This is a genomic window from Amycolatopsis sp. NBC_01480 (assembly GCF_036227205.1).
GTDB lineage: Bacteria > Actinomycetota > Actinomycetes > Mycobacteriales > Pseudonocardiaceae > Amycolatopsis.
The window spans coordinates 5,154,271-5,175,964 of the sequence record NZ_CP109442.1; the positions used below are offsets into that span (position 1 = coordinate 5,154,271).

The window sequence follows — 21,694 nt, forward strand, 5'->3', positions numbered from 1 at the left end:
CAGTTTTGTGGGCTATCGTCGACTCATGGCTGCCGACCTGCGCGCGCCCGCGTTGACGGGCATCCGGCGCCTGTCCGCGCTCGACACCGTCCGAGCCCGCATCGCGCTCGCCATCGAACTGGGCCTGCTCGGGCCGGGTGAGCGGTTGCCGCCGAACGGCGAAATCGCGCGGGCGCTGGGCGTCGGCGACATCACCGTGCGCCGGGCGCTGGTGTCGTTGTGCGAAGACGGCGTGCTCGAACGCCGCCGCGGCCGCAACGGCGGCACCCTCGTCGCCGTCGACGCGCCCGCGGGGCGAGTCGGCGAGATCAAGGCGTATGAGGAGTCGACGGCCGAAGTCCGGGAGCTGATCGACCACCGTTTGGTGCTCGAGTCGGGCCTGGCCCAGCTGGTCGCCCTGCGCCGCCCGGACGAGTCGATCGACCGCCTCCGCGACCTCGTCCACCGCATGGACGCCGCGACGAGCTGGGCCGAATTCCACGACCTCGACGCCGAGTTCCACCTGACCGTGGCCGCCGCGGGAGCACCGGCGCCGGCGGTGAAGCAGTACGGCCAGGTGCTGCGCGAGCTGTATCGCTTCTACCTGCCCTACCCGATGTCCGCGCTGCGGGCGTCCAACCGCGAACACGAACTGCTCGTCCAGGCCCTCGCCGATCAGGAGCCGGAGACCGCCGCGCTCGTCACGCGAGCCCACGTGGGCGAACTCCACCGGACGATGTTTGTCGGGCTGGGCCGCTGAAACTCGGTGGGGTGTCAGGTTCCTGTCGCTTGGGGTTCGCTGGCCGGGAGCCGGGAGCCGGGAGCCGGGAGCCGGGAGCCGGGAGCCGGGAGCCGGGAGCCGGGAGCCGGGAGCCGTTGTCGGGCCGGGGTGGAAACCCGGAGCAGGAGTCGGGATCGTGTGTCAAGCCCGGGAGTGGGAGTCGGGCTCGTGTCTCGGAGCCGTGCGTCGCTGGGCGTCGTGCCAGGCGCCTGGAGCCGGATGCTGAGTCTTGGCTCGGGTTGGTGAGCTTCGAGCCGCCGCTGTCCGGCCGCCGTCGACCATCGTCGGCGGTCCCGGATTCCGGGCTGCTGAGCCAGAACACGGGCTTGTCAGGACCCTGACAAGGCCCCGCCGCGAAACCAATGGGATCCGGCTCTTCGGCGGTGACCATCGGCCGATTGGCCGATCTCCCACCACACCAATGGTCACGAAGCTGGGCCGCATGCCGAAGTTCCGATGTCTCGCCCCGTTCGTCGCGGCCGCGGCGATGGTCCCCCTCGTGCCGGCGGTGGCCATGGCCGATGGGCTGGACTGGAAGCCCTGCGCCTCCGTCGCGAAGGATTGGGATGCGGCTGATCAGCGGACGGAGTGCGCGATGGTCCCCGTCCCGCTCGACTACGCCGACCCCGGCGGCCGGACGATCGACATCGCCGTCAGCCGGATTCGCGCGACCGGCGAGCGCACCGGCGCGATCCTGTTCAACCCCGGCGGGCCCGGACAGTCCGGGATGGCCATGCCGCACGACATCGCCGCAAGCAAGGCCGCCGGGCTGCTCGTCCACCACGACCTCATCGGCTTCGACCCGCGCGGCGTCGACTACAGCGCGAGCCTGCCGTGTCCCGGCGACGAGACCCAGCCTGACCCGTCGTTGTCCGAAAAGGACCATGCCCGGTTCATCGCCGAGCGGGACGCCAAGGCCAACGCGCGGTGCATCGCGCGGGACCCGGCGCTCGTCCATTCGTTCACTACGCCGGACGTCGCCCGTGACATGGACCGGATCCGCGAGGCGCTGGGCGAGCAGAAGATCGGCTACTACGGCATTTCCTGGGGCACCGCGCTGGGCGCGCAGTACCGGACCCTCTTCGACGGGCACGTCGACAAGATGCTGCTCGACTCCGTCACGCCGCCGGACCTCAACGTCACCGCCATGGACGACGGCCAGGCGACCGCGGGCGAGAACACTTTCCACGAGTTCTCCGCCTGGATCGCCCGCTACGACGCCGTCTACCACTTTGGTCCCGACGAGGCGACGGTGGCGAAGGCCCTGCTCGACCTGCGCGCGGACTTGACGGCCCACCCGCGCACCGCCGCCGACGGTTCGCCGATCAACGGCGACACCGTCAACGCGATGTACGCCGACCCTCGTCGCCAGTGGGCGGACCTCGCCGCGCAACTCGCGACCATCCGCGACGGTGGCACCCCGGCGACGCCGTCCGCGGCGAAAACGGGCGCACTCGGCTGGGACACGACACCCACCGGCTTCGACCATTTCCAGCAGACAGCCCTGCTCTGCAACGAGTCCCCGAGCCCGCGCGATTTCGACACCGTCTGGCAACACCGCCTCGACCGCATGCGGCGCGACCCCGGCGCCGGCGGATTCGGGCTCTACGAACAGCTGTGCGTGGGCTGGCCGGAGCCCGCACGGCCGTGGCAGCTGGGCCCCGGCACCAGCCCGTTGCAACTCGTCGGCCACACCTACGAGCCGGTGACGCCGATCGGCTGGGCCGTCGCCATGCAGCGGCGAATCGGCGGCTCCCTCATGACCGTCGAGGACGACGCGCACGGTTCGCTGTCGTCACTGCCCTGCGCCGACGCCGCCGTGACGTTCTTCGACACCGGCCGCACAACCACCCAGTCGTGTCTCGGCGCACCGATCCCGGTCCCGCGGACGTGACGGGAAATCGGCTCGACGCCGTCGCTACGTTCGCGAGATGAGCGAAGCCCTGCGGCGACACGTCGACGCCTTCAACGCCCGTGACCTGGACGCGCTCCTCGCCGGCTTCACCGAGGACGCCGTCTGGGTCACGGGCACCACGGCCGTCCGCGGGATCGACGAGCTGACCGATTTCTTCGCCGACGCGATGACCCAGCTCCTGCCGACCCTGACAATCCAGGACGTCCTCACCGACGGCGACCGCGTGGCCGCCCAGCTGACCGAAACGCTCACCCACGACGGCCAGAAGCGAACCTTCTCCATCGCGGGCTTCTACCGACTCCGCGACGGCCGCATCATCTCGGCGAAGATCTACCGCGAGGGCAGTGCCGAACTCGCCTGATCGTGGCCGCGGCGCTGGACCCCGTTGACGCAGAAGGGTTTCACGCGTCGCGAGGGGGACTTTCGCGCGCGACCCGCGTCCGGGGGAGCCCGGCCTCAGAGCAGGTAGTGGAACAACGGACTCCCCGACTCGACCCGCTCCACCTGCAGCGGGCTGGCGTCGAGGCGCGCCAGCAGGCCGGGCAGGTCCGCCGGCCGGGCGATCTCGATGCCGATCAGGGCGGGGCCCGTCTCGCGGCTGTTGCGCTTGACGTATTCGAAACGCGTGATGTCGTCCTCCGGGCCGAGGATCTCGTCGAGGAAGCGGCGCAGCGCGCCCGGCTCCTGCGGGAAGCCGACGAGGAAGTAGTGCTTCAGTCCCTCGTGCACCAGGGATCGCTCGAGGATCTCGCTGTAGCGGCTGACGTCGTTGTTGCCGCCGGAGACGATGCAGACCACCGTCTGCCCGGGCTCCACCTGCACGGCGTTCCCCAGCGCGGCCGTCGCGAGGGCGCCGGCGGGCTCCGCGATCACGCCGTCCGACTGGTACATGGCGAGCATTTCCGTGCAGACCGCGCCTTCGGGGACCGACGTCAGTTCGGCGCCGCTGTCGCGTACGAGGGGGTATGTCACGGAGCCCGCGAGGCGGACCGCCGCGCCGTCGACGAACGGGTCCACTGTCGGGATCCGCACCGGCTCGCCCGCTTCGATCGCGGCCGCCATGCACATTGCGCCCGCCGGCTCGACGCCGACGATCCGGATCTCCGGGTGCCGCTCGCGCACCCACGTCGCGACGCCGGCCAGCAGCCCGCCGCCACCGACCGGGACCACCAGCACGTCCGGCACGAAACCGAGCTGTTCGACGACCTCCAGCGCCACGGTGCCCTGGCCTGCGACAGTGCGGACGTCGTCGAACGCCGGCACCAGCGTGGCGCCGGTGCGCTGCGCGTCGTCGTTCGCCGCGGCGAAGGCGTCTTCGTACGTTTCGCCGACGACGATCACCTCGATGTGCGCCCCGCCGAGCGTCGCGATGCGCTCGCGCTTCTGCCGCGGAGTGGTGCCCGGCACGTACACGCGGCCGTTCGCCCCTAGGCGGCGACACGCGTACGCGAGCCCCTGCGCGTGGTTGCCCGCGCTCGCGCAGACGACGCCACGGGCGCGCGTCGCGTCGTCGAGCTGGACGATGAAGTTGTAGGCGCCGCGGATCTTGTACGAGCGGACGGTCTGCTGGTCCTCGCGCTTGAGCCAGACCCGCGCGTCGACCCGCGACGACAGCCGGGCGTTGGGCTCCAGCGGCGTCCGGGTGACCACGCCCGCCAGCCGGCCGGCGGCCTGTTCGACCAGTTCCGCGTTCACCGTTTCGATGTCGTGCACCCGGCTGAATGTACTTCTCGCCCCGCGGCCACGTCTGGGGCACCGCTGCGTCTCAGACTTTGGGCACCGCCGGGTACGGGACGAACGTGCTCGTGTTCTCGTCGACGGTCAGCGGCTTGCCGATCGCCGGGAACGCGCGCTGCGAGCAGGCCGGGCGTTCGCAGACTTTGCAGCCCATGCCGATCGGCGTCGCGGCGGCGGGCTCGTCCAGGTCGAGGCCGGTGGAGTAGACGAGCCGCCCGGCGTGGCGCAGCTCGCAGCCGAGGCCGACGGTGAACGTCTTGCCCGGGCTGCCGTAGCCGCCGATGTTGCGGGAAACGGTCCGCGCCACCCAGAAGTACCGCTTCCCGTCGGGGAGCGCGGCGATCTGTGTCAGGATCTTGCCAGGCGAGGTGAACGCCTCGTAGATGTTCCACAGGGGACAAGCGCCGCCCACGCGCGAGAAGTGGAAGCCGGCCGCCGACTGCCGCTTGGACATGTTCCCCGCCCGGTCCACGCGCACGAACGAGAACGGCACTCCGCGCTGCTTCGGCCGTTGCAGAGTCGAAAGCCGGTGGCACGCCGTTTCGAAGCCGACGCCGTAGTGGTCGCAGAGCCGTTCGATGTCGTAGCGGAACTTCTCGGCCGTCGCCAGAAACGGGCCATACGGCAGGATCAGCGCCCCGGCGAAGTAGTTCGCCAGGCCGACGCGGGCGAGCGTCCGCGCGGCCGGCCCGGAGAACGCCCACGAGTCGGCCAGGTCCGTGATCAGGTCGTCGTATTCGAGCAGGGCGATCTGCGACGCCATCCGGAACGCCTGCTGCCCGACGCGCAGGCTCGGCGCGAGCCGCAGCACGCGCGTCGCCGGCTCGTAACGGTGCTGCTCACCTGCGGATTCGTCGATGCCCTCGGCGGTGACGTCCACGCCGTAGCGCTGCCAGAGGCGTTCCTTCAGCGAGCCGAGGACGGCGCCGCGGCGCAGCGGGATCTCGGCGGCCATCCGCTCGGCGCGCTCGTCCAGCTCGGCGACGTAGTTCTCACGCTCGTAGAAGAAGTCGCGCACCTCTTCGTGCGGCAACGCCGCGGCGGCGCTGCCGTGCAGGCCCAGGCCGTTTTCCGTGGTCAGCGCCGCGGTGCTCTCCACTGCGTTGCGATAGCTGCGGTGCAGCTTGACCAGCGCCTGGGCGATGGACGGCAAATTCGTGGCGAGGTCGTTCAGCTCGCCGGTGGTGACATCGACGCCGAGCACCTCGTCGAGCAGGGCCTCCTTGACGTCGGCGACCAGGCGCGCGGTGTCGTTGTTGGCGAAGAACTCCGTGTCGACGCCGAACGCCTGGGTGATCCGCATCAGCACGGGCACGGTCAGCGGGCGCGAGTTGTGCTCGATCTGGTTGAGGTAGCTCGGTGAGATCTCGAGCACACGGGCGAGGTCGGCCTGGCTCATCGAGCGGCTCTCGCGCAGATGCCGTAGCCGCGCTCCGGCGAAAGTTTTGTCCATGGGTGCTCCGTCCGGCCGGAAGGTTTCCGGGCCTGAACGATTACGTGAACGATCAAGCCCGTGGATTTTCGCCCAGTTGCGAATCTGAAATTAGCAACCTTTGCAAGATGCTACGGAAGCTTCACACAAATTGGCAAATTGGAGCTATAGCCCTTCGTTTCGTGCTCGTGTGAGGGTCGTGACCAGGCAAGGCGAGCAATCGCAAACTTCGCAACACGGGAGAGCCCGATGACCGAGCAGGCCAAGCAGCTCGAGCAGGCGGCGGCCGGACTGGCCGAGCAGTGGAAGACCGACCCCCGTTGGGCGGGCGTTCAGCGGACCTACTCCGCCGCCGACGTGGTGAAGCTGCGCGGCAGCGTCGTCGAGGAGCACACGCTCGCTCGCCGCGGCGCGGAGAAACTGTGGAACCTCCTGCACACCGAGGACTACGTCCACTCGCTCGGCGCCCTCACCGGCAACCAGGCCGTGCAGCAGGTGCGCGCCGGCCTGAAGGCGATCTACCTGTCCGGCTGGCAGGTCGCGGCCGACGCCAACCTGTCCGGCCAGACCTACCCGGACCAGAGCCTCTACCCGGCCAACTCGGTGCCCGCGGTCGTCCGCCGCATCAACAACGCGCTGGGCCGCGCCGACCAGATCACCTGGGCCGAGGGCAACACCGACATCGACTGGTTCGCGCCGATCGTCGCCGACGCCGAGGCCGGCTTCGGCGGCCCGCTCAACGCGTTCGAGCTGATGAAGGGCATGATCGCGGCCGGCGCCGCGGGCGTGCACTGGGAGGACCAGCTCGCGTCCGAGAAGAAGTGCGGCCACCTCGGCGGCAAGGTGCTGATCCCGACCAAGCAGCACGAGCGCACGCTGAACGCCGCCCGCCTCGCCGCGGACGTGTTCGACGTGCCGTCGCTGATCGTCGCCCGCACCGACGCGCAGGCCGCGACGCTGCTGACCAGCGACGTCGACGAGCGCGACCGCCAGTTCCTCACCGGCGGCCGCACCGCGGAGGGCTTCTACGAGGTCACCAACGGCATCGACCCGTGCATCGAGCGCGGCCTGGCCTACGCGCAGTACGCCGACCTGCTCTGGATGGAGACCTCCAAGCCGGACCTCGAGGTGGCGCGCAAGTACGCCGAGGCCATCAAGGCGAAGTTCCCGGACCAGATGCTGGCCTACAACTGCTCGCCGTCGTTCAACTGGAAGAAGCACCTGGACGACGCGACCATCGCGAAGTTCCAGCGCGAGCTCGGCCACATGGGCTACAAGTTCCAGTTCATCACGCTGGCCGGCTTCCACGCGCTGAACTACTCGATGTTCGACCTGGCCCACGGCTACGCCCGCGACGGCATGACCGCCTACGTCGACCTGCAGGAGCGCGAGTTCGCCTCCGAGGAGCGCGGTTACACCGCCACGAAGCACCAGCGTGAGGTCGGCACCGGCTGGTTCGACCTGGTCGCCACGGCGCTGAACCCGGAGAGCTCGACCACGGCGCTCAAGGGCTCCACCGAAGAAGCGCAGTTCTGAGCCCTGCTCCCCACCGGCGGGCCGGCGGCCTCCCCGTCGCCGGCCCGCCCCACCCCCTTGCAGCTCGCGGAGGTACGAGATGGCCGACAAGCTGAACTACCGCATCGAGGTCACCGGGCCCGCCGGTGACCGGTTCGCCGAGATCCTGACCCCGGCCGCGCTGGACTTCGTGGCCAAGCTCGACAACACCTTCGCCGGCCGGCGGCGAGAGCTGCTCGACGAGCGCCGCCGCCGTCGCGAGCGCCTGCAGACGGGCGAGGAGAGGCTGGACTTCCTGCCGGAGACCCGCCGCGTCCGCGACGACGAGAGCTGGCAGATCGCGCCGCCCGCCCCCGGGCTCGAGGACCGCCGCGTCGAGATCACCGGCCCGACCGACCGCAAGATGACGGTGAACGCGCTCAACTCCGGCGCGAAGGTGTGGCTCGCCGACTTCGAGGACGCGACGTCGCCCACCTGGCACAACGTCGTCGACGGCCAGCTGAACCTGTTCGACGCCATCCGCCGCAACATCGACTTCACCACCGAGGCCGGCAAGCGCTACACGATCGGTGACGAGCCGGCCACGATCGTCGCCCGCCCGCGCGGCTGGCACCTGGTGGAGAAGCACATCCGCATCGACGGTCGCCCCGTTTCAGCGAGCCTCGTCGACTTCGGGCTGTACTTCTTCCACAACGCGCGCCAGCTGCTCGCCCGCGGCAGCGGCCCGTACTTCTACCTGCCGAAGCTGGAGAGCCACCTCGAGGCGCGGCTGTGGAACGACGTTTTCCTGCTGGCGCAGCAGGAGCTGGGCATCCCGCGCGGCACGATCCGCGCCACCGTGCTGATCGAGACGATCACCGCCGCGTTCGAGATGGACGAAATCCTCTACGAGCTGCGCGAGCACGTGGCCGGGCTGAACGCCGGCCGCTGGGACTACATCTTCAGCGTCATCAAGAACTTCTCCTCGCACGGCGCCGACTTCGTGCTGCCGGACCGCGCACAGGTGACGATGACGGTCCCCTTCATGCGCGCCTACACCGAACTGCTCGTGCGCACCTGCCACCGTCGCGGCGCGCACGCGATCGGCGGCATGGCGGCATTCATTCCGAGCAAGGATCCTGACACCAACGAGATCGCGCTGCAGAAGGTCCGCCAGGACAAGGAACGCGAGGCCGGCGACGGCTTCGACGGCTCGTGGGTCGCGCACCCCGGTCTGGTCCCGGTCTGCCGCGAGGTGTTCGACGGCGTGCTCGGCGGCTGGCCCAACCAGCTCGGCAAGCTGCGCGAAGACGTTTCCGTCGCCGCTGAAGACCTGTTGGACGTCGCCAGCGCCGGCGGCGAGGTGACCGAGGCGGGCGTGCGCGCGAACATCAACGTCGCGCTGCGCTACGTCGACTCGTGGTTGCGCGGCACCGGTGCCGCGGCGATCCACAACCTGATGGAGGACGCCGCGACGGCCGAGATCGCGCGTTGCCAGGTCTGGCAGTGGATCCGCAACGGCACGAAGCTCGAGGACGGCACCGCGCTGACCCGGGAGCTGGCCGCCGAATTCCTGGAGGACGAGCTGACGAAGGTCCGCGCGGACCTCGGCCCGGACACCCGGCTCGCCGACGCCCACGCGATCTTCACCGAGACCGCCCTCGGCGAGAAGCTGCCGAGCTTCCTCACGACGGGCGCGTACGCCCGCTACCTCACCGACGCCCGGTGAGCAGTCTCCGGCCACCCCCGACCTGACCGGGGGCGGCCGGGTTTCCGCACCGAATGGGATTGGTGTGGCGACGGGTCCGGTGGCGGAGGCTCCCCGCCACCGGACCCGAGTTTTTGTGTGGGCACCCAGGTCCTGCGCTGGTCGCTGAGCCATTTGCCTCTGGGCGACGAAGGTTGCTTTCGCCCGGGTCGCCGGGCCATTTGCCGGTGAGCGGCTAACTGTGTCTTCGCGCGGGTCGCCGCGCGGCTTGTCGTTGGGTGACGAAGCCTTGTGTTCGATCGGGTCGCCGAGCTATCTGTCGCTGAGCCGCCGACCATGTCCGCACGCAGGTTGGTCGCTGAGTGGCCAACGTGTCTTCGCCTGGGTCGCCGGGCTGTTTGTCGTTGGGTGACGAAACCTTGTCTTCGGTCGGGTTGCCGGGTTATTTGTCGCTGAGCGGCCGACGATGTCTTTGCGCGGGTTGGTCGCTGAGTGGGCAACTGTGTCTTCGCGTGGGTCGCCGAGTCGTTTGCCGGTGCGTGGCCAAGATGTCTTCGCTCAAGTCGTTGGCCCGGTTGCCGGTGCGCGGCCAACGTGCCTTCGCCCGGGTCGCCGGGCTGTTTGCCAGTGAGCCGCCGACCGTGTCTTCGCGCGGGCCGCCGAGCTCTTTGCCGCTGGATGGCCAACCGCTTCGTACGACCGGCGATGACCGGCGTCGTCTCCGCTGGCCGTTCAATGGCGATCCGCCCGTTCGCCCCGATCTGCTCCGGTCGATTGGCCGGATCGAGGCGAATCCGTTCAGTTCTGGCTGTTCACCAGCGTCTCCGCGGCGGCACGGGCGGTGTGCGCCTCGTCGGCGTCGCCCGTGATCGCGGCGAGGACCGTGGCGCCTTCCATGAGCGAGAAGAGCTGGTCGGCGAGCGCCGGCGATGGGACGAGGTCGCGCAGGTACGCCCGCACCTCGTCCTTGTGCTTCCGGATGGCCGCCGCGATGCCGGGGGCCGGTTCGCCGAATTCGCCGAACGAGTTGACGAACGCGCAGCCCCGGAAGCCCGGCTCGCTGAACCACTCGTGCAGCCAGTCGAAGACGGCCAGCGGGTGGTCGTCGCGGGCGCGGACGAAGTCGCTCAGGGACCGTCGCCAGCGTTCGTCGCGTTTGAGCAAATAGGCGGTGACCAGGTCGTCCTTCGAGGGGAACACCTGGTACAGCCGCTTGAGCGACACGCCGGACCGCGTGCGTACGGCGTCCATGCCCACGGTCTGCACGCCGTGCGCGTAGAAGAGGTCTTCGGCTGCCGCGAGCAGCTTTTCGGTGGCTTCCGCCGTGTTCACGTCACGTTCCTCTGGTGCGGAGAATAATCGTTCTCTACAGTACCGGACAGGAGGGGAACGCACGTTCTCCGCTGATCCGGGAGGAGCCCCGATGGCACCGCGTCCGCCGTTTCCGCCGTTCGACGAGAACACCGCCCGACAGAAGGTCCAGGCCGCCGAAGACGCCTGGAACACGCGCGACCCCGAGAAGGTCTCGCTCGCGTACACCGAGGACTCCGTCTGGCGAAACCGCGACCAGCACGTCGTCGGCCGCGCGCAGATCGTCGAGTTCCTCAGCGCGAAGTGGGCGCGCGAGCTGGACTACGCGCTTCGCAAGGAGCTGTGGGGTTTCCGCGGCAACCGCATCGCCGTGCGCTTCCAGTACGAGTCGCACGACACGTCGGGTCAGTGGTTCCGCAGCTACGGCAACGAGTTGTGGGAGTTCAGCGACGAGGGCCTGATGCGCCGCCGCGAGGCGAGCATCAACGACCGTCCGATCGCGGAGAGCGAACGGCGGATATTCGGACCCCGCCCGGAATCCGAGCACGGCCTGGAGTTCCCCGTTTTCTGAGCAGCTTCCGCACGCTCGGCTCTGGGCGAAACGGGGTGCCTTCCCGTCACCGGAGGGTCAGGCTCGGGCGCATGAGCCTGGGATTCAGCGGGGAAGTGACCGAGTTCTACCACCGTTATCGCCGCGGCTATCCGCCTGCGGTGCTGGACGCGCTCGCCGCCGAGTTCGCCCTGGCCGGGGACAACGTGGTCCTCGACCTCGGCTGCGGCACCGGGCAGCTGACCCTCCCGCTGGCCGCGCGAGTCGGGACGGCGGTCGGCATGGACCCCTCGCCGGACATGCTGTCGCGCGCCCGGCAAGCCGCACTCGAGTCCGGCGTCTCGAACGCCGCGTGGCTCCTGGGTGGCGACACGGACGTACCCGCGCTGAGCAGTCTCGTCGGCAACCGGCTGGCGGCGGTCACCATCGGCCAGGCCCTGCACTGGATGGATCACCCGACTCTGTTCGCCGCTCTGCGACCACTGTTTCGGCCGGGAGGCGGCATCGCGGTGATCACCAACGGCCTGCCCCTGTGGCTACAGGACAGCGACTGGAGCCGCGCTCTGCGCACGACCCTCGGCGACTGGCTGGGCAAGCCACTCACCTCCCCGTGTGGCACGGACGAGGCCAGCCACGAGCGTTACCGGGCTTCGCTCGCCGAGGCCGGCTACGTCACCGGCACCCGGACCGTGGACTACCGCAGCACCCTGACCCCGGACGACATCATCGGCGGCGTGTACTCCGCCCTGAGCGAGGACAGGTTGCCGCCCACCGGCGAACGCCCGGCTTTCGACACTCGCCTCCGCGCGGCGATCGAGCCGCACGCGCCGTATGTCGAACCGGTCCGGGTCACCTTGCTGACCGGCCGGATGCCCTGACGCGCCAAGGGTTGCCGCCCGGCGGCGAATCGGTTCCGGAGCTGGGTGTGACGGTCCCGTTCGCTCCCGCTCGGAATAGGGGCTGACGATGCTGCTGCACGGTGCTGGCTGCCGGGCCGGGATGAGCTGCGGTACGGGATTGCGGGCCCGGCGCGCGCGGTGACGCGGCTTCCGGGAACGAAATTGCCGCGCTGCGGCGAACCCAGTGCGACGAATCCGCTGCAGCGGTAGCGGACCGACTACGGAGCACCAGCGCCGAACTCAATACTCCGGCGAACCAGCCGCGACGAACCCTCTGCGGCGGCGAACTACTGCCGCAGATCGGCTACGGCGAATCTGCGGCGGCGAACCCAGCATGGCGGCGGACCGGCGGCGAATGTCAGACGGCAAACCGCCCGCGGCGGCTAATCGGCGACGGACCGGGCTGGCTGCGGCGGACCCCATTGCGGCGGACCGCCTCTAGCGAATCTGCGGTGGCGGCGAATGTCCGGCGGGGAACCGCTGCGGCGGACCAGACTGCGGCGCACCGGCGGCGGGAACCGGATCGGAGGCGCATCCGCGGCGGCGAACCACCGACGTCGGCCGGTCACCGAGTGCGTTCAGGTAGCCCTACCTGTTGTTCCCCTTATTGTTTCGCGCCTGCCCCGGACGGATGCTCGGCAACCACGTCCCGTCCGCCAAGGGGAGCCGTCATGACCAGCAGGTTCAGGTTCGTCGTCGCCGCTGTGCTCGCTGTTGTCGCGGTGGGACTATCCGCGGCGCCGGCGGGCGCGGGGGCCGGGCAGACGCGACCGGACTGTATCCGGCCCTGCCATTTCTAAGTAGTCGCCGACAGGCGGCGACTACAGCTCGAAGGCGTTTCCCGTGGCGATCTTCGGGCGGCCCAGCTCGACCGGTTCGGCCGGGCGCGCGCGGCGGTAGACCTCCGCCGTAGCCTCGGCGATGCGGCCCCAGTCGAAATCGGCGGCGAGGCGTGACTGGGCCACTCGCGCTCGGCGGATCGCGGCCGTGGCGTCGCTGAGGACTGTGGTCACCGCGGTGGTCAGGCCCGTGACGTCGCCGGGCTCGAAGGCCAGCCCCGTCTCACCGTCGACGACCACCTCGCCGAGGCCGCCCGCGGTGGACGCCACCAGCGGCGCCTTCGCGGCGGCGGCTTCCAGCGCGACGATCCCGAACGGCTCGTACCGGCTCGGCAGCACCACGGCGTCGGCCGCGGCGAGCAGGGCACGCAGCTCACGGTCGGGCAGGTGCCCGGCGAAGTCCACCGCGCGCCGGATCCGCAGCCGGCGCGCCTGCTCCACCAGCTCTTCGTAATGTCGCCCCTTGCCGGCGACGACCAGGCGGGTGCCCGGAAAACGACGACGGATCCGGGGCAGCGCGGCGAGCAGGTCCTGCACGCCCTTCTCCCATTCGAGCCGGCCGAAGAACAACAGGAACGGCGCCCCGTCCGGGCTGTGCCGCTCGCGCACCCGCGCGACCTCGGCCGAGGACACGCGCCAGCTGCGTTCCTCGATGCCGTTGTGGATGACCGTGACGTCGGCGTCGTCGATCTCGAAGAGGTGCGCGACCTCCTTGCGCATCGCCTGCGAGCAGGTGATCACGGCGTCCGCGCGGTTCGCCAGCCACCATTCGACGGAGTGCACCTGCTGGTTCAGCGGGTGCGAGAGCCAGCCCGAGTGCCGGCCGGCCTCGGTCGCGTGGACGGTGCCGACCAGCGGCACCCGCGCGGCCTCCGCGATGGCGATGGCGGGGTGCGTCACCAGCCAGTCGTGCGCGTGGACGACGTCGGGCTGCCACGTCCGCAGCAGGTCCTGCGCCGCCCGGACCATCGCGTGGCCCATGGCGAGCGTCCAGGCGACGAGGTCGCGCTCGAACGTCAGGTGCATCGGGTCCTCGGCCACGCGGATCACGCGCACGCCCTCGGTCACGCGGTCGCTGCGCGGGTGCGTCGAGGCGTCCGTGCCGGCTGTGTGGCGGCAGAGAACCACCACGTCATGGCCCTGTTTCGAGAGGTGCCGAGCCAGCGCGTGCACGTGCCGGGCGAGCCCTCCGATGACCACGGGCGGGTACTCCCAGGACAGCATCAGCACGCGCATGGGCAGAGGTTACTCGCCAGTTGGTTCCGGTGGGCTGCCTGGCTGCCGCCGTCGTCGATCTCTGCCACCATCGGTGGTGATGACTTCCGGTCAGCCCGAGTGGCAGCCCAAGGACCCGCCCCTGACGACGCCGTGGACCGGCCTCGTCGACACCGCCGCGGTGCTCCCCGAGTACCCGCGCCCACAGCTGAGGAGGCCGCGATGGCTGAACCTCAACGGCCTCTGGGACTACGCCGGGTGGCCGTTTTCGCCGGATGAGCCGCGGCCTGTCGGCTACGGCGAGCGCATCCTGGTCCCGTTCGCGCCGGAGTCGGCACTCTCCGGCATCGCGCGGCGCGACGAGGTCCTCTGGTACCGGCGGCTGTTCGAGATCCCGGACGACTGGCGGGGCGAACGCGTTCTGCTGCACTTCGGCGCGGTCGACCAGACGGCGAAGGTGTGGGTGAACAACCAGCTGGTGGTCACCCACGAGGGCGGGTATACGGCGTTCTCGGCGGATATCACCGACGTTCTGCGCGCGTCGGGGCCGCAGGAGCTGACGGTCCGCGCGGAGGACCGCACCGACGTCGCGCCGTTCCCGGTCGGCAAGCAGCGCAACGAACCCGGCGGGATCTGCTACACGCCGGCGTCCGGAATCTGGCAGACGGTGTGGGCCGAGCCGGTGCCCGCCGCCCGCGTTTCGGGGCTCGAGATCACCCCGGACCTCAGCGGGTTCACGGTGTTTCCCCAGGTCACCGAGGGCTCGCAGGTTGAGTTGGTGGTGTCGTCGCCGAATGGCGACGAGGTAGCGCGAGTCCGCGGCGTCGCCGGGCAACGGTTACGGGTGGACGTGCCGGACCCGCGCTTGTGGACGCCGGACGACCCGCATCTGTACGACCTGACGGTCCGGGTTCTGGACCATCATGGTGACGTTCTCGACGAGGTCGCGAGTTATGGCGGGCTACGCACGGTCGGCATCGCGCCGGACGAAGCCGGACGCCCGCGGATAACGCTCAATGACCGCGCCACCTTCCTCCACGGCCCGCTCGACCAGGGCTATTGGCCGGATGGCGTCTACACGGCGCCCACGGACGACGCGCTCCGGTTCGACCTTGAAAAGACGAAGGAGCTGGGGTTCAACTTCGTCCGCAAGCACGTGAAGGTCGAGCCAGCGCGCTGGTACTACTGGGCGGACGTGCTGGGCCTGGCCGTCTGGCAGGACATGCCGTCGCTGATGGTGTCGTTCGACGGGCCGCCCGGGCCCGCGCCCGACCCGGTGCCGGAGGGCCAGGAACGGTTCGAGGCGGAACTGCGGGAACTCATTACGCAACTGCGGAGCGTGACGTCGATCGTCGCGTGGGTCCCGTTCAACGAGGGCTGGGGCGAATTCGACACCGCGCGTATCGCTTCGCTCGTGAAGGACCTGGACCCGACGCGGCTGGTGGTCGCGAACAGCGGGGTGAACTGTTGTTTCTCCCGTCCGGACGTCGGTGCCGGCGACGTCTACGACGACCACACGTACGTCGGCCCCGGCGAGCCGCGCGAACGGGACCATCGCGCCCTGGTGGACGGCGAGTACGGCGGCATCGGCCTGGTCCTGGACGGTCACTGCTGGCCCGGCCCGCCACAGGCCTACGAGATGGCGCCGTCGTCGGCACGGCTGACCGAGCGGTACGTCGAGGTCAGCGAACGGCTGGAGCAACTGGTCGGCGAACTCGGCCTGTCCGGCGCCGTCTACACGCAGACGACGGACGTCGAGAACGAGGTCAACGGGCTGCTGACCTACGACCGCCAGCTCATAAAACTCGACGCGACCGTCGCGGCGGCGCACAACCGGGCGGTCATCAGACGCGGCTCAGCCGGTGCTGGAGCGGCTGAGGGGGAGTTGCCGGAAAGCGGCGAGGCGGCTGACGGGGCGGCGAGCAGCTGATCGCCGGGCGGAGTTGCCCGGCGACGGCGACGGCCATGTGATGCGCCGACGCCGGGTGACGGCGTCTCGCCGAGGAATGGCGACGGTCGGGACGCAGCCCAAGGCAGGTGGTCATGGCGCGTTGCCAGCGAATGGCGAGCAGTCCAGAAGTGGGTGGCGACGGCGCGTTGCCGAGGAATGGCGATGGGCCTGGATGCAGCCCAAAACAGGCGGCGTTCGTGCGTCGCCGGTGAATGGCGGTGGGTCCGGACGTAGCCCGAAACAGGTGGTCATGGCGCGTTGCCGGTGAATGGCGAGCAGTCCAGAAGCGGGTGGCGACAGCGCGTCGCCGAGGAATGGCGACGGTCGGGACGCAGCCCAAAGCAGGTGGTCATGGCACGTTGCCGGTGAATGGCGACCAGTCCAGAAGCGGGTGGCGACAGCGCGTCGCCGAGGAATGGCGACGGTCGGGACGTAGCCCAAAACAGGTGGTCGTAGCGCGTTGCCGACGAATGGTGAGCAGCCCAGAAGCGGCGACCACAGGCGCGTAGCCGAGCAATGGCGACGGGTCCAAACCCAGCTCAGACCCGGCAACCACAGCCGCGTCGCCAAGCAGGGGCGACAGCCCGAACCCCTCCAGGAAACGGCAAAGGGCGGGAACGCAACCAACCAGCGTCCCCGCCCTCACCGCCAAAACAGCGCCAAAACAGTGCCAAAACCCGGCGACGAAATTCAGCACCGAAACGGCGCCGAACCCAGCCCACCTCAGGCAGGCAGAGCAGCCTCGATCGCCTTCACCACGGTCTCGTCCTCGGGCTCGGTCCGGGGCCGGAACCGGCCCACGACCTCGCCGGCCGGGTTGATCAGGAACTTCTCGAAGTTCCACTGCACGTCGCCGGCGGCGCCCTCGGCGTCGGGGGTTTCCGTGAGCGTGGAGTAGAGCGGGTGGCGGCCTTCGCCGTTGACGTCGATCTTCTCGAACAGCGGGAAGGAGACGCCGTAGGTGGTGGAGCAGAATGTCTGGATCTCCTCGGCCGTGCCCGGCTCCTGGCCCGCGAACTGGTTGCACGGGAAGCCGACCACGGAGAAGCCGCGGTCGCCGTATTGCTCCTGCAGCCGCTCCAGCCCGGTGTACTGCGGGGTCAGGCCGCACTTCGACGCGACGTTGACCACCAGCAAAGCCTTGCCGCCGAGCGCGCCGAGGGTGGTGTCCTCACCCGAAAGCGTCTTCAGCGGAATCTCGTTGATACCCATTCCTTTGGTGCCCTTTCACTCATGCGGCGATGTCACTCGTGCGGCATTGCGGCTAGGTCAGCAGTGCTCGCGCGTCCAGATGTCCGAACGGCCCGTCGTCGCGCCGGTATTCCGCCGCCAGCGAGGCCGCGCGCGTCCGGTTGCCCGCGCGGAGCAAGCCGGCGAGCGTGTCGAAGCGCTCGGTGTGGACGTGGGCGCGGCGTCGCGCGTAGTCGGCGGCGGAGTCCTTCGTGACCATAAACGCCCAGTCGCTCGACAGCGCCAGCATCGCCTCCGCGACGGCCTGGTCGGCCACCGTGTCGCGAGCGGACCGGTCGAGCCCCGAGACCAGGTCCAGCAGCCGCGTCTGCAGCGCGGTGTTGTCCCGCACCATGTCCGCGACCTGCTCGCCGTCCCAGACGCGCCAGTCCTTGCCCGAACCCCACGACGAGGCGGGCAGGTCGATCGGCGCGCCCAGATGGCCCGCGTCCAGCGCGCCCTTCAACGTCGTCACGCGCACGCCCGCTTCGGGCAGCGCGCGCAGCACGCCCTCCAGCCAGGCCGGACCCTCGTGCCACCAGTGCCCGAACAGCTCCGTGTCGTACGCCGCGACCACCAGCGACTCCCGGCCGTGCTCCGCGCGCAGCGAGCGCAGCCGCATGACGACCGTTTCCACGAAGTCCTTGACGTGCAGGCCGAGCACGTCCGCGGCCAGCGCCGGGTCGTACGGCGCCTTGTCCTGTGGCTCCACCTGTTTGCCCGTGACGCGCGACGCCTTCAGCCCCACTTCGTGCGCCCACGTGTGGAAGTCGCGGTACGCCGCGTGGCCCGGGTAGCCCGCTTTCGGCGACCAGACGCGGTAGGTCACCTCGAGGTCGCGACCGAAGCAGACGACGTCGGAGTCGCCGACCGGGCGGGCCGCCGAGGTGTCGCCGCGCAGCGACGGGCCGTCGACCAGGAAACGGCGAACGCCGGCGGCGTCGTAGTCCCGCTCCATGCCCGGCGCGTAGCCGCATTCGGGCGCCCAGATGCCGTCCGGCCGTCGCCCGATGCGCAACGCCGTGTCGTCGAGGCCGCCGCGCAACGCGAAGCGGCGTACGCGCTCGTCGAGCAGTGGCTGGAACGGGTGCGCCAGCGGCCCGCCCAGCAGCTCGATCGTGTCACTGTCCACAAGGGACCGCAGGATCGGCGAGAACCCGTGCCGCCAGTGGGATTCCAGGTCCTCGGTCGCGCGCACGGCGGTGCGGTACTCCGCGGCGGCCAGCTCGCGCAGCAGCGGGTCGCCGCCCCACAGCGTCGACGCGTGCTGCGCGCGCAGCTGCCAGTGGCCGAGCCAGTCGTGGCAGGCGCTGATCGCGTACGGGTCGTCGAGCTGGGCAGCGAGGACGGGCGTCATGCCGAGGGTCAGCACGTCGCGTCGCCCCTCATCGGCGAATCGGCGCAGCAGGTCGACCATCGGCAGGTACGAGTGCGCCCACGCCTGGTAGAGCCATTCCTCGCCGACCGGCCAGCTGCCGTGGTGCGGCAGCCAGGGCAGGTGGCTGTGCAGGACCAGGCAGAACGTGCCCTCGTGCTCGGTCGAGGTCATGCGCGCACCGCCACGGCGACCAGGTCGAGGCTGGCGTCGAGGTCGCCGGCGTGGACGGTGAAGTCCTCCGCCCGGATCGCGGCGACGTCCGCGAGCAGCGCCTCGGGCCAGACGGCCTGGCCGGGCAGCTCGCCCATCACGACGTCCAGCTGCGCGTTGATGATCGAACCCCCGTGCCGCCGTTCCACCGCGGTCAGGCTCGCGCCGTGGTGCAGCCCGAGCAGCTCGACGTCGAAGCCCGCGGCGCGCAGCAGACTGTCCAGTTCGGACGGTGCCAGCTCCCGCGTGTGGTACGGGTTCAGCGGGGTGTCGCTGTCCGGGGTGAAGGTGAGCCGGTTGGGCGTGGTGACCAGCAGCTTTCCGCCCGGCCGCAGCACTCGCCGGCATTCGGCGAGGAATCCGGCCTGGTCCCAGAGGTGCTCGATCACCTGGAAGTTCGCGATCACGTCGACCGAGTCGTCGCGCAGCGGCAGGTACGCCAGGTTCGCGCGCGCCACCGTGACGTCCGGGTAGCGGCGGGCGACGTGCTCCGTGGTCGGGACGTCGTAGTCCAGCGCCAGCACCCGGCGCGCCCGCGTGGCGATCAGACCGGCGCCGTAACCCTCCCCGCAGCCCGCCTCCAGCACCGTCGCGCCGGCGCAATGGGGGAGCAGCGCGGCGTAGGCGGCCTCGTGGCGGCGGAACCAATAATTCTCCTCGGGGATGCCGGGGACGGTCCGTTCGCCGGTGAGGTGGAGTGCCTCGGCCCGGGTGGCTGGGGTGGTCACCTGCGCGACCCTAGCGCGTGTCACGTTCCGCGCGGCCGTCTCGTTCCCCGCCCATGCAACGAACCCTCACCCGCGTACTGCTGCTCCTGCTCGGCGTCGCCGAGGGAGTGCCGGGGCTCTGGCCACTGATCACGCCGATCGGCTTCTACCAGGACTTTCCCGGCTTCCGGACCGGCTGGGTCTCGATGGACGGACCGTTCAACGAGCACCTGATCCGCGACTTCGGCGGGCTCAACCTCGCGCTCGCGGCGACGCTGATCGGCGCCGCCGTGATCGGCACCACAGCGCTCGCGCGGCTGGCCTCGGTGGCGACGCTGCTGTTCGCCGTGCCGCACTTGATCTACCACCTCGGCCACGTGTCGCACTTCGAGCAGCTCGACCGGGTGCTGATCATCGGAACCTTGTCGGCGAGCCTGGTGCTCCCGGTCGTGACGCTGCTCCTGCCGGGCCGGCGGGTCAGTTCACCGGCGACACCGTGATGCTCATCGCGCCGGGGCCGACGTGGGCGCCGATCACCGTGCTGGCGTCGCCGACGATCACGTCGGCGATGTCCGGAATCTCCTGCTTCAGCCGCCGGACGACCTCGCGCTCGTCGGAGCCGAACCGCGTGATCGCGAGGTCCACCTTCCGGTCGCCGGCCGCCCGCACGGCGAGCTCGACGAGCCGGTTCATGGCTCTTTTCGTGCCCGGGACCCGGGCGAGCGGGCCGATCTCGCCGTTGCGGACAGTGAGCAGCGGCTTGATCGAGAACGCGTTGCCCAGCAGCGACTGGGCGGCGCCGACGCGTCCGGTGCGCCGCAGGTATTCGAGGGTGTCGACGTAGATCAGTTCGGTGGAGCCGCGAACGCGTCGTTCGGCGGCTTCGAGCACACGTTCCAGCTGGCCGCCGGCGCCGGCGACGCGCGCGGCGGACACCGCCGCGAAGCCCAGGCTCATGCTGGCCGTGCCACTGTCGATGATGTGGACGGGGATGCGGACCTGCTGCGCGGCTTCGCGGGCGGCTTGGACGGTCGCGGAGAGGCGGCCGGAGATGTGCATGCTCACGATCGCCGAAGCGCCACTGGACGCGGCGTCCTGGTAGGTCCAGAAGAACGCCCCCGGATCGGGTGGCGACGTGCTGACCGGCCGGCCGGCCTTCATGGCGTCGATGAGCTGACTGCGATCGAACCGGTGCTCGTCGTCCGTGACGTCCCCTGCGTGCAGCTGGACCTGCACGACTCCGATGCCCCAACGGGCGGCGAGCTGATCGGGCAGGCACGAGGTCGAGTCGGTGACTACGGCGATGTGCGCGGACATGGTGGGGGAGGTTAATGCCTATCGGCCTACTGCCCGTAGGCCACCGTTGCTCCGATCGGGCGAGCGGTGTGCTGTGCGGGTTAATCGACCGACTACCGGGACTATGGTCCCAATAGATTGCTCATCCAGGTGAATGCCGTCACCTCGGCGGGTCCGGTCGCTCGAATGGCCCTAATCTACCGGCCAGTAGAGCACTGTCCCGCGGCCGAAAGCCGGCCCCTACCGGGAGGTCGAAGAAGACCTATGACGAACATCGTTGTCCTGGTCAAGCAGGTACCGGACACCTACTCGGAGCGGAAGCTCTCCGGTGCCGACAACACCCTTGACCGTGAATCAGCCGACGCCGTGCTCGACGAGATCAACGAGAAGGCCGTCGAAGAGGCCCTGAAGATCAAGGAGGCGGGTGAGGGCGAGGTCACGGTGATCTCCGTCGGCCCCGACCGCGCCACCGACGCGATCCGCAAGGCGCTGTCCATGGGCGCCGACAAGGCCGTCCACGTTTCCGACGAGGCCCTGCACGGCTCCGACGCGATCGCCACCGCCAAGGTGCTGGTCGCCGCGATCGGCAAGGTCGAAGGTTACGACCTGATCATCGCCGGCAACGAGGCCTCCGACGGCCGCGGTGCCGCCGTGCCCGCGATCGTCGCCGAGCTGCTCGGCCTGCCGCAGCTGACCTACGTGCGCCAGCTGAGCGTCGAGGGCACCACCGTGAAGGCCGACCGCGAGACCGAGGACGGCATCACCCACCTCGAGGCGAGCCTGCCCGCGCTGGTGAGCGTCGGCGAGAAGATCAACGAGCCGCGCTACCCGTCCTTCAAGGGCATCATGGCCGCGAAGAAGAAGCCGGTCGAGACGCTGACCATCGCCGACCTGGGCATCGACGCGGGCGAGGTCGGCCTCGCCAACGCGTGGTCCACCGTCGTCGAATCCTCCCCGAAGCCGCCGCGCACCGCGGGCGAGAAGGTCGAGGACGAGGGTGACGGCGGCACGAAGGTCGCCGAGTACCTGGTCGCGCAGAAGCTCATCTGAGACACGGTTTCG

General features: G+C 70.0%; 18 protein-coding genes. 10 read left to right on the forward strand and 8 right to left on the reverse strand.

Features of this window, described 5'->3' with window-relative positions; translation table 11 throughout:
- Positions 1–25 precede the first annotated feature (25 nt).
- From OG371_RS24730 to OG371_RS24740, 3 genes are all read left to right on the forward strand, one after another.
- Positions 26–739 (forward strand): FadR/GntR family transcriptional regulator, encoded by a 714-nt coding sequence (locus OG371_RS24730; RefSeq protein ID WP_329057448.1) that lies wholly within the window; start codon positions 26–28, stop codon positions 737–739.
- A 463-nt stretch (positions 740–1,202) separates the two neighbouring features.
- The gene (locus tag OG371_RS24735) at positions 1,203–2,654 is read left to right on the forward strand and encodes an alpha/beta fold hydrolase (RefSeq protein WP_329057449.1); all 1,452 of its coding nucleotides are present in this window, start codon (positions 1,203–1,205) and stop codon (positions 2,652–2,654) included.
- A 37-nt stretch (positions 2,655–2,691) separates the two neighbouring features.
- Positions 2,692–3,036, forward strand: a complete 345-nt coding sequence (locus OG371_RS24740) for a nuclear transport factor 2 family protein (protein WP_329057450.1) — start codon at positions 2,692–2,694, stop codon at positions 3,034–3,036.
- Positions 3,037–3,131: 95 nt separating this feature from the next.
- Here the strand turns inward: OG371_RS24740 and ilvA are convergent, their stop codons facing one another.
- Positions 3,132–4,388: a threonine ammonia-lyase IlvA gene (ilvA, locus tag OG371_RS24745; protein WP_329057452.1), complete on the reverse strand. Its 1,257-nt coding sequence runs from the start codon at positions 4,386–4,388 to the stop codon at positions 3,132–3,134.
- 52 nt (positions 4,389–4,440) lie between these two features.
- Positions 4,441–5,865, reverse strand: a complete 1,425-nt coding sequence (locus OG371_RS24750) for a short-chain fatty acyl-CoA regulator family protein (RefSeq protein ID WP_329057453.1) — start codon at positions 5,863–5,865, stop codon at positions 4,441–4,443.
- A 228-nt stretch (positions 5,866–6,093) separates the two neighbouring features.
- Between OG371_RS24750 and aceA the strand changes: the two genes are divergently transcribed.
- Together aceA and aceB are read left to right on the forward strand one after the other, a co-directional pair.
- Positions 6,094–7,380: an isocitrate lyase gene (gene aceA, locus OG371_RS24755; protein WP_329057454.1), complete on the forward strand. Its 1,287-nt coding sequence runs from the start codon at positions 6,094–6,096 to the stop codon at positions 7,378–7,380.
- Between the two features lie 79 nt (positions 7,381–7,459).
- Entirely contained in the window at positions 7,460–9,067 is a 1,608-nt protein-coding gene (gene aceB / locus OG371_RS24760) for a malate synthase A (protein ID WP_329057456.1), read from the forward strand.
- A 777-nt stretch (positions 9,068–9,844) separates the two neighbouring features.
- Here aceB and OG371_RS24765 read toward each other — a convergent pair.
- Complete coding sequence (locus tag OG371_RS24765) at positions 9,845–10,378, reverse strand: TetR/AcrR family transcriptional regulator (RefSeq protein WP_329057457.1); 534 nt, start codon at positions 10,376–10,378, stop codon at positions 9,845–9,847.
- Between the two features lie 91 nt (positions 10,379–10,469).
- Here OG371_RS24765 and OG371_RS24770 point away from each other — a divergent pair, with 91 nt between their 5' ends.
- Positions 10,470–10,928 carry a nuclear transport factor 2 family protein gene (locus tag OG371_RS24770; RefSeq protein ID WP_329057458.1) on the forward strand — a complete coding sequence of 153 codons (459 nt, stop codon included), beginning with the start codon at positions 10,470–10,472 and terminating at the stop codon, positions 10,926–10,928.
- Positions 10,929–10,999: 71 nt separating this feature from the next.
- A complete protein-coding gene (locus OG371_RS24775; protein WP_329057459.1) occupies positions 11,000–11,785 on the forward strand; it encodes a class I SAM-dependent methyltransferase in 786 nt (261 codons plus the stop codon).
- Positions 11,786–12,627: 842 nt separating this feature from the next.
- Here OG371_RS24775 and OG371_RS24780 read toward each other — a convergent pair.
- Entirely contained in the window at positions 12,628–13,881 is a 1,254-nt protein-coding gene (locus OG371_RS24780; protein ID WP_329057461.1) for a glycosyltransferase family 4 protein, read from the reverse strand.
- A gap of 79 nt (positions 13,882–13,960) precedes the next feature.
- Here OG371_RS24780 and OG371_RS24785 point away from each other — a divergent pair, with 79 nt between their 5' ends.
- Positions 13,961–15,790 (forward strand): glycoside hydrolase family 2 protein, encoded by a 1,830-nt coding sequence (locus OG371_RS24785; protein ID WP_329057462.1) that lies wholly within the window; start codon positions 13,961–13,963, stop codon positions 15,788–15,790.
- A gap of 744 nt (positions 15,791–16,534) precedes the next feature.
- On the opposite strand, the gene OG371_RS24790 is transcribed toward OG371_RS24785, so the two are convergent.
- The 3 genes from OG371_RS24790 to OG371_RS24800 are packed head-to-tail and all read right to left on the reverse strand — an operon-like array spanning position 16,535 to position 19,357.
- A complete protein-coding gene (locus OG371_RS24790) occupies positions 16,535–17,023 on the reverse strand; it encodes a glutathione peroxidase (RefSeq protein ID WP_329057463.1) in 489 nt (162 codons plus the stop codon).
- Between the two features lie 52 nt (positions 17,024–17,075).
- On the reverse strand, positions 17,076–18,590 hold the full coding sequence (locus OG371_RS24795; RefSeq protein WP_329057464.1) for a glycoside hydrolase family 57 protein: 1,515 nt from the start codon (positions 18,588–18,590) through the stop codon (positions 17,076–17,078).
- Positions 18,587–19,357 (reverse strand): class I SAM-dependent methyltransferase, encoded by a 771-nt coding sequence (locus OG371_RS24800; RefSeq protein WP_329057465.1) that lies wholly within the window; start codon positions 19,355–19,357, stop codon positions 18,587–18,589. The genes OG371_RS24795 and OG371_RS24800 overlap by 4 nt, the downstream gene beginning before the upstream one ends.
- A 53-nt stretch (positions 19,358–19,410) precedes the next feature.
- On the opposite strand from OG371_RS24800, the gene OG371_RS24805 reads away from it, so the two are divergent.
- Positions 19,411–19,836, forward strand: a complete 426-nt coding sequence (locus OG371_RS24805) for a hypothetical protein (protein WP_329057466.1) — start codon at positions 19,411–19,413, stop codon at positions 19,834–19,836.
- On the opposite strand, the gene OG371_RS24810 is transcribed toward OG371_RS24805, so the two are convergent.
- Positions 19,814–20,653: a DegV family protein gene (locus tag OG371_RS24810; protein ID WP_329057467.1), complete on the reverse strand. Its 840-nt coding sequence runs from the start codon at positions 20,651–20,653 to the stop codon at positions 19,814–19,816. The two genes, OG371_RS24805 and OG371_RS24810, sit on opposite strands and share 23 nt — an antisense overlap.
- 243 nt (positions 20,654–20,896) lie before the next feature.
- Here OG371_RS24810 and OG371_RS24815 point away from each other — a divergent pair, with 243 nt between their 5' ends.
- Positions 20,897–21,682: an electron transfer flavoprotein subunit beta/FixA family protein gene (locus OG371_RS24815; protein ID WP_329057468.1), complete on the forward strand. Its 786-nt coding sequence runs from the start codon at positions 20,897–20,899 to the stop codon at positions 21,680–21,682.
- Positions 21,683–21,694: the final 12 nt, after the last annotated feature.